This window comes from Citrobacter sp. Cs237 (assembly GCF_030332325.1).
GTDB lineage: Bacteria > Pseudomonadota > Gammaproteobacteria > Enterobacterales > Enterobacteriaceae > Citrobacter_A > Citrobacter_A sedlakii.
On the sequence record NZ_JAOWIB010000105.1, the window covers coordinates 121,536 to 135,541 of the forward strand.

Sequence of the window (14,006 nt, forward strand, 5' to 3'; positions counted from 1 at the left end):
TTTTTGTCCCCTCACCGTCTGGTCGGTGTCCTGCTGAGACTGCTAACTTCCTGTTTTTGCAAGCACCGTCCTGGCACTGTCCAATCATGATTGGTGGAGCTGGCGGGAGTTGAACCCGCGTCCGAAATTCCTACATCCTCGGTACTACATGCTTAGTCAGTCTTTACATTCGCCTGGCACCTGCGGACGGACACGCCACTACCAGACTAGCCTGATTAGTTTTAACGTTTCAACCCCAGGCAGGGCCTCCACGCGATCTCTTTTGGGTTTGACCTCTCTTTAATCCCCGTCTTAAGAGCGGAAGCTAGGGAGAGAGGGCTCTGAGCAGGTTATTAAGCTGCTAAAGCGTAGTTTTCGTCGTTTGCGACTATTTTTTTGCGGCTTTTTACGAGGCCAACCGCCCCTCGGCATGCACCTTGGGTTTCGCGAATCCCGTCGAATCCAGAATCAGCCCCAATGTGTGAAGATAAGTATAACAGACTTGTGACAGTCGTGACCAGCCCCTCATTTTACTGTCCGTCAGGCAGTTAGCGTTCGCGCAGCGCTTCTTTGGCCCGGTTGAACGGTTTGATTAAATAGTCGACGATGGTTTTTTCACCCGTTTTAATGTCTACGGTGGCGATCATCCCGGGAACGATGGAAAAACGTCGACCCAACTTGTTCTGCAAATAGTCCTGTTCGGTGCGGATAAAGACGCGATAGTAGAAGATCTCCGGTTTGATCTCATCCTGAATGGTGTCCGGCGAAATGGTTTCTACAATGCCCTCCAGCCCGCCGTAAATGGCGTAATCGTAGGCGGTAATTTTCACCAGCGCGCGTTGTCCTGGGTGAATAAACGCGATATCGCGCGGCGACAGGCGGGTTTCAATCAACAGGTGATCGTCGACCGGCACAATCTCCATCATCTCGCCGTTTGGTGGGATAACCCCGCCAATGGTGGTGACCTGGATGTTCTTCACGATACCGCGAACCGGCGAGCGCACGGTCAGGCGCGTTACCGAATCTTCCCGCCCTTTGATGATCGCGGCAAGCATCGCGACCTCCGCGTTGGCTTTGGAAAGCGCCTCGCGCGCCTGGACGTAATATTGTGAGCGCAAGTCGGTCAGCTTCAGCCCGATATCGCTTTTTTGCCGCTGCAGGCGCAGTACTTCAACGTGGCTGGCGGCGCCGCTTTTTGCCAACCGTTCGGTAATCGCCAGCTCTTTATTCACCAGCGCCAGCGCCTCTTTCAGGTCTGACTGCGCGTCGGCAAGCTGGGCACGGCGGCTGTTATAAAGCCGCGTTTCCGAGGCGAGCAGTTCCGGCCAGTCTTTCAGCTCGTCGGAAAAGACTAGCGGTTTGTCGCTCACCTCTGCGGTCAGACGCTGGCTGGAGGCCAGCGACGCGCGATAGCGGGCGGCACTTTCGCCGACGTTGGATTCGGAACGTGTCGGGTCAAGGCGCGCCAGCACCTGACCGGCCTGCACCTGATCGCCCTCATGCACAACCAGTTCCGCGAGGATGCCGCCGTCGAGCGACTGCAATACCTGTTCACGGGAACTGGGGATCACTTTCCCGGTGCCGGTCGACACTTCATCCAACACGCCAAACCATCCCCAAATCGCCAGCATCAGGCACAAAATGCCGGTTAGCCAGATGATCCGGCTGGCCCCTGAAAATTCTCGCTCGCGGCTGTCGTCGAGTGCGTCAAGCGTAGGATCAGGCTGACTGGTTTTCATTTTTCCACTCCCGTGCGTTAGCCTGTGCGGCCATTCGACTCTGTCCCAGCGCCTGAGCTTTAGGCGCATCCATGACCAGTTGCCCCTCTTTGAGCACAATGACCCGGTCCACCAGTTCCAGTACCGGCACCCGATGGGTGGCGACAATCAGCGTCCGGTTGCCGAGCCACTGTCCCAGACGTTGAATAAACTCGCGTTCGGCATGCTCGTCCAGCGAGGCGGTGGGTTCATCAAGCAGGACGATATTTGGCGAACGCAGTAGCATCCGTGCGAGCAAAATCGACTGGCGTTGCCCGCCGGAAAGGCCCATCCCCCCTTCCATAATCGGATGATCCAGTCCTTTTGGCAGACGTTTTACGAAGTTCGCCGCGCCGCAGATCGCCAGCGCGGAAAAAATCTCGTCATCGCTGGCGTGCGGCGCGCCCAGCGTCAGGTTCTCGCGCAGGGTGCCAAAGAACAGGCGGGCGTTCTGACTGAGCAGGCCAACGTTGCGGCGCAAGTCCGACATATCAATGTGCGGCAGGCTGATGTTGTCGAGACGGGCATCGCCCTCGACCAGATCCACGCCGCCCGCCAGCGCCTGTAGCAGCGTCGACTTCCCCGCGCCGTTGCGCCCCAGCACGGCAATGCGCTCACCGGCGGCAATCTCCAGCCGGTTGATGCGCAGCGGTACCCGCTGATCTTCGCTGTGATAGCGAAACTGCGCGTTCTCAAACAGATAATGTCCGTGGAAGATCTCCTGATGTACCAGCGTCTCGTCACGCTGGGTCTCGGTGGGCAGCTCCATAATGCTGTCCAGCCCCTTTTTGGCGGCCTTAACCTGCTGCCAGCGAGCCAGCACCCCACACAGATTGCCCATCGGGGCGATCATTCTGGAGGCGAGCATCGAGGCGGCCACGACCGAGCCGGTGGTCAGCGTGCCGTCGATCACCAGCGGCGCGCCGAACATGACCACCGCCGCGTACACCAGCCCCTGCACCGTCACCCCCCAGTTGATCAGCCCCTGCGACAGTTCACGGGTACGCAGGCCCGACTCGGCGGTGATGCGGATGTAGCTGTTCCACTGCTGCAGAAAACGGTTCTCAGCCTGCATCAGCTTAATGTCTTCCAGCCCCTGCACGCTCTCCACCAGTACGGCGTTGCGCAGCGTAGCTTCGTGCGCCGACTGGTTCGCCAGCACCGCGAGCTTTTTTTGCAGCAGCAGGCCGGGAAGTATCATCAGTAGCGCCGCCACCGGGGCGATCCATGCCAGTGGCGGGGCGATGATCGCCAGAACCACAATAAACAGAAAGAAGAAGGGCAGATCGACGATCGTGGAAAGGGTAGAGGAGGTGACCATTTCACGGATCTGTTCCAGCTCGCGCAGTTGAGAAATAAAGCTGCCGGTCGAACGGGGGATCGCGCTGTTGCGCAGGCGCAGCGCGTGGCTGAACACGCGATCGGAAACCCGCATGTCGGCGCGTTTGCCCAACAGATCCATCACATGTCCGCGCGCGAGCCGCAGCAAAAAACCGAACAGCATTGCGATCAGCACGCCTACCGCCAGCACGTACAACGATGGCCACGACTGCGCCGGGATCACCCGGTCATAAACCTGCATGGAAAAAACGATCCCGGACAGAGACAAGATGTTGATCAACAGCGCCGCCAGCATCACCGGGCCGTAAGGCCGCAGATCTTTCAGCACCAGGCTTTTCAGCCAGTCGGGACGAAAACGTGAAACATAGGCGTCTACCCGGCTGTCCTTCACTGCCGAAAGCGGACGTAGCGCGATGATAAAGCGGATGGTCGGCAGCAGTTCGCTCAGGGCGATCCGGTTACGTTGCAGGTCGCCATTAACAAAGCAGACATCGAGCTGGTTATCGCCATCAAACTGTTCCACCAGCACCAGTTCGCCATCCTGAAGCTGAATGACTACCGGCAGTCGCCAGCGGCTGAGGGATTGCCCGGTTGGCGTCAGCGGCTGAAAAGAAAGGCCGGCCTGGCGGGCTAACTGGGTAAGCGCTTGTGGCATCGCTTTATCTTTAAACCACGGCGCGCTGGCCTGCAACGCGCCAGGAGAACAGGCGATCCGATAATGGGCGGCGATATAGCTCATCGCTCGCGCCCAGTTGGCCAGCGCCTCTGCGCTAATCGGCTCATTGGCCGGAATGTCGGCATGGATCATGGCTGGATCTCCACGGACTGAATGGTGCGGTTTTCCAGGCCAAACGCCCGGCGCATCTGTCCGCTGTTGTACAGGCAGTTAAGCTGGAGCTGATGCAGTTGGCTTTCGGTCTGGATCTGCGCAAAGCGGGCCTGATACACCTCCTGTTCGGCATTCAGCACATCGAGCAGGGGGCGTGAACCGAGATCGAGATATTGTTGTTGATACAGTTCCCGCGTCCGCTCGCTCAGCGTCTGTTGGCGCTTTTGGATCTGTAACGATGTCGCCAGATTCATTGCCTCGCTGCGATCGGAAAGCAATTTCTGGCGGACATCCAGTCGGGTACGCTGAATGGCGGACTGGGCGGATTCCACTGCATGGCTGGCGGCGTTGCGACGCGCGGTTAAGCCGCCGCCCTGATAAATCGGCATCTCCACTTTCACCCATGCCGAATATTGGGTGCGGTCGATGGAGGCGCTGCCCGAATAGTTATCGTTCAGGTAATGACGCACTTCCGGCTCCAGCGAGACTGTCGGCGTCATTTGCGCGTTGGCGTAGTCCAGATTCGCCTGAGCGACGTTGGCCTGCGCCCACGCGGCGAGCACTGAGGGCACCAGTTTGTCATCCGGCGTGGCCTGCTCGCAGCTGCGGTTGAGCATCGCCGGGAATTCATTGCTAATGGCGTTGAGGTTTTTCCAGCCCAGCCAGGTTTTCAGCGTCTCCTGCGAACTTTCGAGGTTGGCCTGATACTGAACAAGCTGGGCGCGCGCGCCTTCAATGCGCGCGTCGGTCTGCACCACATCGGAAAGCGAGCTGGCGCCTTCGTCGTTACGCTGGTTCGCCAGTCTGCCGATGCTGCTCAGGGCGTCGAGTTGCTCTTTAGCCACTTCCACCATTTGTTGCCAGGTTTGCACCTGCACGAGGGTGGAGGCGGTCTCAAGGCCGACGTTATCAATGCTCACCAGTACGTTCGCCTGCTCCTGCGCGACGCCTGCGTTTTCCGCCCGCACCTGGCTGGCGACTTTGCCGAAGTCGTAGAGCATTTGCGAGAGGGAAAGTACCAGCGACGGGCTGAATCCGCTGTCGGAGTAGCTGTTGGTGTACCCGTTATTCATCCCGGCATTAATCTGCGGATAATATTTGGCTTTGGCGACGTCCACCTGCTGGATTTGGGCATACAGTTTGCCGATCACTTCGGCGATCGACGGATGCCAGGAGACAGCGCGATTGACCGCCTGAGAAAGGGTAAGTTCGCCGGGCGCGGCGCTGTCGCCGGTGAGCGGCATTGGTCCATTCAGCGAGGGCAGTTCCTGCTGCTCAACCCATTGCTGTGGGGCGATGCGGGGCGGTTCCTCGGCGGCAATCGCCGGGAACGCGCACAGATGTCCCGCCAGCCACCAACCTGTTAGCTGTCGTTTTCCCATTTTTTTACTTCCCTAAGCTGCTTTTTGCCCCGGGCGAGCGTGCGCCCGGGGTCGTTGTGTTGTCGTTTTTTGTACTTATCAGGTCACAATATGGTTCTGTTCAATCAGCTCATTGAGCGTGGTCTGTACGTTCTCCAGGGTGACGAGTGCCGTTGACTGATACGTGCTCCCCGCGCCGTCGCGGTCGATGGATATCGTGGTGTTGCCGCCGCTGGTGCTGACGTTGAGATAACTGCCGAGCGTGGCGTTATCTCCGTTCCAGCCCACCAACAGGTCGCCAATGTCGATTTTGTCGCTCTGCGTCAGCGAGAAGTTTCTCCACGTATCCGTACCGTTTCCGCCCGTCGCGCTGCTGGCGTTAAGCAGGTTGTAAATCAACGTGTCGCCGTAGGCCGATCCCACCAGGACTTCGTTCTGCGTGGTGCTGACGACCTGCGGAGCAATATCTACCGTCAGGGTGGCGGTGTCGGTATGACCACGGGTGTCATCCAGTTTGTAGGTAAAGGTCTCCTTCGCGGACATAGATGAGAGTGCGACGCCGTTGTTCAGCGTGTAGGTGTAAGAGCCGTCAGCACGGATTTGCAGCGAGCCGTACTGCCCCTGAATGGTGGTCGTCCCGCTGGAATACGGATCCAGCGTCGCGGTACTGCCGTTAAAACCGGTTACCGTCAGACGCGTATCGACGGTGTTCAGTTGATCCAGCACGCCAGAGGCGTCGCTGCCGTCAAAGATATTGCCGTTGACGGTATGCGTACCGGAGGTTTCGAAATTATCCAGATCGACTGTGGTACCGGTAATGCGCGGCGTAATGGTCGCAGCCCCCACCAGAGTGTTGTTACCGGTGAAGTTCAGCGTATACGTGCCGCCGTCCAGCTCCAGCCCGGTGAGATTGACGGTTACCGTGGCGCCGCCGAGGGTGATATTGGAAACCGGTACGGTGCCGGTGCGAATCACTACGCCATTTTCCAGCACCGTCCAGGTGATGGTCAGGTTGCCGAGTGTGATCAGCGTGGAAACGTTAAAGACAATCGCTGCGCCTTTCAGAATTGTGCCAGCCGCGACGTCAAAGGTCCCGCTGCCGCTGCCGGTTCTGCCAAACGCTCCCCAACTTGCTGTGCCGACAGAGCTGTCCAGATAGCTCACCGTATCCTGCACCGACGGCGCAATCAGGGTGTCGCTGACATCGTTCACGGCATCCAGCGCGCGGGCGGTTGGCTGGATATTGAGTGAAGCGGTGTCAGTATCGCCGTTTGGCGCCCGGACCGTATAAACGAAACTGTCCGGCGTGGAGGTGCTGTCGGCTCCGAGGCCGCTTTTCAGGGTGTAGGTGTAGTTCCCCTGCGCATCAATGGTCAGCGTGCCCCAGGCACCCACAATCGTTGTGGTGCCGGTCTGTGCCACCGCGACGCCGTTCACCTGGGTCACCAGCGTTCCGTCTGGCGCGACGTCGTCGTTCAGCACGTTGCCCTGAGTGGTGGTGCTCAGGCTTTCTACGCTGTAAACATGATCCTCAAGGATGTTCAGCGTATAGCCAGTCAGCGCCGTGATGCCAAATGACGGGTTCAGCAGGAACAGGTATTCACCGCCCGGGAGGTTGAGGGTCAACGGATTGGACTGACCGCCCAGGAGCGGCGCGTTCAGCCAGTTTCGCTCTACCCGCCACTGTTCAAACTGCTGGGTGACATCATTAAAGCGATAGATATAGAGGTCAAAACTCGACGCCACCGCCACGCCGCCTATCGATGATTGCAGCGTCATGGTACGCGTCGTGCCTTCTTCAACGTCGAAGATTATCGGGTTACTCAGTCTGTCGAGCACCCCAACATCCAGCACGTTGCCGAGGCTAACGTTCACCACGGTAAAACCACCCTGCGAAGACGGACCATTGTTAACGGCGTCCACCAGCGTGTCATAGGGCAGGGTAGCGACGTTATCGACAGCCGTAACGCTGCTGGCCGGAGTCTCATTGCCCAGCGTGATCACCAGTTTCGCCGAGGTTGTATTACCGCCGCCGGTGATAGTGTAGGTGAAGCTTTCGGTTCGACCGACCACCGATGCCGGGCTGTTCGGGTTCAGCGCGTAGCTGTAGCTGCCGTCCGGATTGATGGTCAGTGTCCCGTAGACGCCCTGAAGGACGCTGCTGCCGGAGCCGAGCGTAACGCTGTTGCCGTTGGTGCTGGTAACCGTTGTCACTACGGTGTCCTGCGGCGCGCTGTCGTTGTTCAGTACGTTACCGGTTTGCGTTTCCGCGCTGGTGATGGCGCCTGCGCTGGTCTGCTCGACGTTGACGTTCAGCGCAGTGTAAGAGCCCGTCGCCAGCAGAGCGGTGTTATAGGTCAGCACCCGATAGGTTCCGCCCTCTAATCCGGTGACGTTCACCGTTACGCCGCTGCTGCCCAGCGTCAGCAGGTTGGCGAACTGTGCCTGAGCGGTGTCGATGACCGTTGTCCACGAGTTAGTGGCCGCATCGTATTTCTGGATCGCCACTTCCTGGGTATTGAGCAGCGAGAGCACCACCCCGGTGGTACTGGCGTCGATCACTAGATTGGCGCTTCCGCCGTCCTGGACGGTGAACTCGACCGCCGCCGTATCGTTGCCCAGCACGTTCGCCACGTTGCCGAGCGCGCCTACCAGCAGCAAACCGTAGTCGCTGTAGTCATTGGTGGTCACGGTGGCGTCGGTGGTGATGGTCAGGTTCTCCACGTTATCGCTGGCGGCGATGGGGAGCGTTGGCGCCTGAACCTGGGTGGTGGTTGAAACGTTGCCAACCGCATCAGTGGCGCTGACGCTGATATTTTCCCCGCTGGTCTGTTTGCGGTCGAAAGTCAGGGTGTAATTACCGCTACTGTTGGCAGCGGTGGTGAGCGTCTCGCCGGTACTGAGGGTGATCGTGACCGTACTGCCCGCTTCGGCGGTCCCGCTGATGCTGGCGCCGTCAGCGCTGATGCTGCCGGTGGGCGCAGCCGTCACGGTGTCTATCGTGACGTTAAAGGTGGAAGAAAAGGTGCCGGTGCCGTTAGCGTTGGTTGCCGTGGCGGTCAGCGCGTGCGCCCCGTCAGTCATACCGGCAGGCGGGGTGAACGACCAGCTCCCCTGGGCGTTGGCAGTGGTGGTGCCAATCGCCACGCCGTCGCTGTAGATGGTGATGGTTGAGGATGGCTGTGCGGTGCCGTTGATCAGCGGTGTGGCGTCGTTAGTCGCCTGACCGTTGGCCACCAGCCCGGTGATTGAACCAACCTCATCGGTCAGTGAGACAATCACCGGTGCGCCTGGCAGCCCGGTAAACGGCGCTTCGACGCTGCCTGCCGTACCGATGTTGCCAGCCCGGTCCTGGGCAACCACCTGCAGGGTTTCTCCGCCAACCTGCGCCGGCGTGATGACAATGGAGAAATTGCCGGAGCCGTCTGCGACGCCGGTACCCAGCACCGTGCCGTTGCTGCCGGTGATGGTAATCGTGCTGCCCGCTTCCGCCGTACCGGTTACGCTGGTGCCGTTGGCGACCACCGCCAGGTTCGCTGGCGCGGCAGGCGGCGTGGTATCGACAACAATGGTGGAGATTGCCGAGGCCGGGCTGACGTTGCCCGCCGCGTCGGTGGCCTGGGCTGTAAAGCTATGCGACCCTTCGCCCAGCGCAGTCGTCGGCGTAAAGCTCCACGCCCCGTTCGCATCCGCCTGAATCGGCGTCGGCGTAAGCAGAGTTGTGCCATCGTAGATATTGATAAACGCCCCCGGCTCACTGGTGCCGCGCAGTTCCGGCAGCGTATCGTTGGTGCTTTGCCCGCTGCCTACTGCGCCGGTGTTGTTGCTGACGTCATCCAGGATCGTGGTGATGACCGGTGCGGCTGGCGTTTGGGTGTCCACCGTCAGGCTGAAGCTGCTGGATGGGCCGACGTTGCCCGCCGTATCAGTGGCGCTCACGGAAAGCGTGTGCGGCCCGTTGCTGAGTGCCGTGGTCGGCGTAAAGCTCCATGTCCCGTTGGCGCTCACGACGACGCTGCCGATGACCGTTCCGTTATCGCTGAAGGTGAGCGTGGTGCCTGCTTCTCCCGTTCCGTTAAGCGTCGGACGGGTGTCGTTAGTGCTCTGATTGGGCGACAGGTTGCCGGTCTGCGGTGCGCTGTCATCCACCACCGAGGTGATCGCTGGCGCCAGCGGAGCGACACTGTCTACTGCCAGGGTGAAACTGGCCGCCGGACCCGTATTGCCCGCAGCGTCCGTTGGGGTAAAGGTTAGCGGATGCGTGCCCTGACCGAGATCGCTGGTTGGGGTAAAGGTCCAGGCGCCGTTGCTGCCTACTGTCGCCGTGCCGATAGGCACGCCGTTATCCGCAACGCTGATGGTGGTACCGGGCTCGCCCGTCCCGGTAAAGGTGGGGCGCGTATCGTTGGTGGACTGACCGCTGGTCAGGCTGCCGGTCACCGGGCCTGCGTCATCGGTCACGCTGCTGATAACCGGAGCGACAGGCGCGGCGGTATCGACCGTCAGGGTAAAGTTTGCCGATGCCGGACCGGTATTGCCCGCGCTGTCGGTGGCTGTCACCCGTAGTGTGTGCGTCCCCTGCGCCAGCCCGACTGGTCTGTAGCTCCAGCTACCACCTTCGTTGACTACCGCAGTGCCAAGCAGGACGCTGCCGTCGAAGACGTTAATGGTGCTACCCGGCTCGCCCGTCCCGGTGATGACGGGACGAGGATCGTTGGTGGTCTGGCCGTTAGTAAGATCGCCCGTACCCGGCGTGACGTTATCGGTCACGTTGACGATGGCGGGCGCCACGGGCGCGACGGTATCCACCACCAGGCTAAATCCCGCGCCGGGGCTGACGTTGCCTGCGGCATCGGTCGCGGTCACGTTAAAGGTATGCGAACCGCTGGCGAGTGCGGTAGGCGGCGTAAAGGTCCAGGCGCCTGTGCCGTCTGCCTGCACAGTGCCGAGCAGGGTCGTACCGTCAAAAATGTTGACGGTGCTGTTGGCTTCGGCCGTTCCGGACAACGTTGGGCGCGTATCGTTGGTACTTTGTCCGTTTGCCAGTGTGCCGCTGTTGGGGGCGACATCATCGGTGACCGCGCTGATGACCGGCGCCGATGGCGCCTGGGTATCGACGGTCAGAGTGAAGGATGCCGCCGGACCTTCGTTCCCTGCGGCATCCGTCGCCGTAACGGTCAGGTTATGCAGGCCGCTGCTTAACGGACTGTCCGGAGAAAGCGACCAACTGCCGTCTGTGCCAGCGACGACGCTGCCGATTACGGTGGCGCCATCATAGAGGGTGACGGTTGCGCCTGGCTCCGCCGTCCCCTGGAAGGTCGGCTGGCTGTCGTTAGTGCTTTGCCCGTTCGCCAGTACGCCGGTGGCAGGAGCGGTATCGTCAGTAACGCTCTGGATCACCGGCGCGCGCGGCGCGGCGGTGTCCACGGTAACGGTATACCCCGCAGACGGGGCGCTGACGTTACCGATCGCATCGGTAGCGGTGACGGTTATGGTGTGTGTTCCGGCACTGAGCGCAGGCGGCGTGAAGCTCCAGCTACCGTTGGTCACGGTCGTAGTGCCGATGTTTACACCGTTGTCGTAGAACGTAATGGTACTGCCTTCTTCACCGCTACCGGTAAAGGCTGGCGTGGTGTCGTTTGTGCTGCCGCCGTTGGAGATGATGCCGGTTTGCGGATCGCTGTCATCGGTAGCCGACGTGATCGCTGGCGCCAGCGGCGCGGTGGTGTCCACAACCACCTCAAACGCTGCTGACGGCGCACTGACGTTGCCCGCGGCATCGGTGGCGGTAATGGTCAGACTGTGGCTGCCTTCACCCAGCGCCGTCGTTGGAGTAAAGGACCATACGCCGTTGACCACCTGCGTTACCCCGAGCAGTGTGGCGCCATCGTAAATCGAAATCGTCTCGCCGTCGGTTCCGGTACCGTTGAGGGTCGGGCGCGCATCGTTAGTGGTGTCGCCACTGGTGAGCGTGCCGGTACCCGGCCCGACATCGTCCGTCACGCCGCCGATGACTGGCTGAGCGGGCGGGGTGAGGTCGAGGGTGATGGTAACCACCGCCGAGGCTTTGCTTGAATCTGCACTGTCGACTACCTGGAAGGTATGCTCGCCTTCACCCAGCGCCGTGGTGGCTGTCCAGACCCAGTTGCCCGTGCCGTCGACAGTGACTGTGTCGACCACAACCCCGTCCACAATAATATTAATGGATGTGTCTGGCGTAGCGGAACCACGCAGGCCGGGCAACGTGTCATCGGTGGTCTCTCCGTCACGCACATCACTCTGCACGCCGCCTGCGTCGTCGACCACGGCGCTAATCACCGGCAGCCCCGTGCCGGATCCGGCAAAGTCAGCCGGAATACTGAGGTTACCTGCCGCATCCTGTGCGGTGGCTGTCAGGGTGTTGGTGCCGGTTTGCGCCGGGGTGATATCAATGCTGAAGTTGCCGCCCGTCGCCACGCCGGTGCCGATCACGTTGCCGTTATTGTCACGGATGATCACCGTGCTTCCTGCTTCCGCAGTGCCGGTTACCGTGCCGCCGTCGTCAGAAATCAGTACGTTCTGCGGTGTTGCCGGCGGGGTAAGGTCAACGTTTAAGGTGATCGGGGCGGAAGGCTGGCTCGCATTCCCTGCCGGATCGGTGGCGACTGCCGTGAGGGTATAGGAACCTTCGGTAAGCGGCGCGTCAGGGACAATTGTCCAGTTGCCGTCGCCATCAACTAGCGCCGTGCCGACCACGGTTGCGCCGCTGGAGAGGATGACGGTGCTGCCCGGTTCGCCAGTGCCGCTGACGGGTTGTTCAGGCTGGTTAGTCGCCGCTGGGCTGGTCGGTGAGGTGATAAACGGCGCATCGGGCGCGCGGGTATCGACCGTTAAATCAAACTCAGCCGACGGCGGGCTGATGTTCCCGGCTGCATCGGACGCCGTGACGCTAAAGCTATAGCTGCCCTCGGCAAGCGGAGTGGTCGGCGTGAAGTTCCAGGCGCCGCCAATGACTTCTGCCGTACCGATCGCCACGCCGTTATTCAGTATGGTGACGATACTCCCCGTTTCGCCCGTTCCGCTCAGGGTCGGGGTGGTATCGTTCGTCTGGCCGCCGTTGCTCAGCGGCCCGCCATCCTCGTTAACCGTGAGGGTTGGCGTGGTCGGCGCCTGGGCGTCCACGCGCACGATACGATCCGGCGATGTGGTGCTGTTTCCCGCTGGATCGGTGACGGTCAGCGAGATGACGTGGTCACCCGATGTCAGCGGCGTCGTCAGTTGATAGCTCCAGTTACCGGCGTTATCGATGATTAACGGCGGTAGCGCCACGCCGTCAAGGGTAATGATGATGGTGTCGCCTGCGGTGCCGCTTCCGCTCAGCAGCGGCAGCGTATCGTCGGTGAACTGCGCGTTATCCAGCGAGCCCGTCTGGCTGCCGACGTTATCAGTGATCGTCAGGTTCGGCGTTGCTGGCGCGGTTGTATCCACCACGATACCGGTTGGCGCGGAGGGAGCGCTGACGTTGCCTGCCGCATCGGTCACGGTGATGGTAAACACATGCTCACCCTCGCCCAGTACGGCGGAAGGATATTCCCAGGCGCCGTCGGCGATCGTGACGGTGGCCACCTCAACACCCTTGTCGTAAATGGTAACGCGCTCGCCGTTGACTCCCGTTCCGCTGAGAACCGGCTGTGTTTCGTTGGTCGCCTGGCCGTTGCTTAACGGCGCATCATCACCGTCGACCACGGTCAGCGCCGGGGTGGCGGGGGCGGTGGTATCGACGGTAATGACGATTGCGGCGGAGTTCGCGCTGGTATTTCCCAGCGGATCGCTGGCGGTGACGCTGAGGGTATGGCTGCCTTCGCTGAGCGCTGGCGCCGGGGTAAAGCTCCACGTACCGGCGTTGGTGACTTCGGTTGTGCCAATCGCCGTTGTGCCGTCATACACCGTAATGATGTCTCCGGCGGTACCGCTTCCGCTCAGCACTGGCTGCGTGGCGTCGGTGACGGCGTTATTGGTCAGCTCGCCCGTAATTTCCCCGGTATTGTCGGTAATAGTCAGAACCGGCGCCGTAGGCGCGGTGGTATCGACCGTAATGACGACGGCATCGGACGCGGGACTGGTCTGGTCCTGTCCGTCGGTTGCCGTGGCGGTGAAGGTGTACTCACCATCAGGGAGAACGTCTGTGGTCAGCGTCCAGTTGCCATCAGGGTCTACGATAGCCGTACCCGACAGCGGCACGCCGCCGTTCAAAATGGTGATGGTCGCTCCCGGTTCACCGGTACCGCTGAAGGTCAGTCGGTTGTCATCGGTGCTTTGCCCGGTATCCAGGTTACCGTTGACCCCGCCGAAGTCATCGGCAATCGATACCACCACCGGCGCTTCCGGCGCGGTGATATCGGGTGCCTGCACGCTGGTGGGCTGACTGGTGTTATTTGATCCATCGGTGGCGGTCACCGTGAGGGTTTCGCCATTAACCACGGCAGGAGTGAGCGGAACGGTAACGGTGCCGTTCGCCGGAACCGGCTCAGATACCGCCAGAGTATTGCCTTCGCTGTCTTTAACGGTGATCCGACTGCCCGGCTCGGCGGTGGCGGTCAGGGAACTGCCATCCGCGGACACCTCCACGTTCGATGGCGGCTGCGGCGCGGTGGTGTCGGGCGCGGTAACAGAGGCTGGCGTGCTCTCCAGGTTCGCCGGATCGGTGACCACAGCGGTTAAGGTCTCGCCGTTGGTCTGCGGCGTGTCGAGGTCGACACT

At 60.9% G+C, this 14,006-nt stretch carries 4 protein-coding genes and 1 other RNA gene; all 5 read right to left on the reverse strand.

From position 1 onward, the window contains the following. Nucleotides 1-91 precede the first annotated feature (91 nt). Nucleotides 92-455: a transfer-messenger RNA gene (ssrA, locus tag OGY07_RS13280) on the reverse strand. 72 nt (nt 456-527) lie between these two features. Next, a complete protein-coding gene (locus OGY07_RS13285) occupies nt 528-1,718 on the reverse strand; it encodes a beta-barrel domain-containing protein (RefSeq protein ID WP_286601105.1) in 1,191 nt (396 codons plus the stop codon). Continuing rightward, the gene (locus OGY07_RS13290) at nt 1,699-3,885 is read right to left on the reverse strand and encodes a type I secretion system permease/ATPase (RefSeq protein WP_286601107.1); all 2,187 of its coding nucleotides are present in this window, start codon (nt 3,883-3,885) and stop codon (nt 1,699-1,701) included. The genes OGY07_RS13285 and OGY07_RS13290 overlap by 20 nt, the downstream gene beginning before the upstream one ends. After that, nucleotides 3,882-5,288, reverse strand: coding sequence for a TolC family outer membrane protein (locus OGY07_RS13295; protein ID WP_286601108.1), 1,407 nt, complete (start codon nt 5,286-5,288; stop codon nt 3,882-3,884). Before OGY07_RS13295 ends, OGY07_RS13290 begins: the two co-directional genes overlap by 4 nt. 78 nt (nt 5,289-5,366) lie before the next feature. Further along, nucleotides 5,367-14,006 (reverse strand): BapA/Bap/LapF family large adhesin (locus OGY07_RS13300; RefSeq protein WP_286601110.1); only part of this gene is annotated, 8,640 nt, incomplete at its 5' end.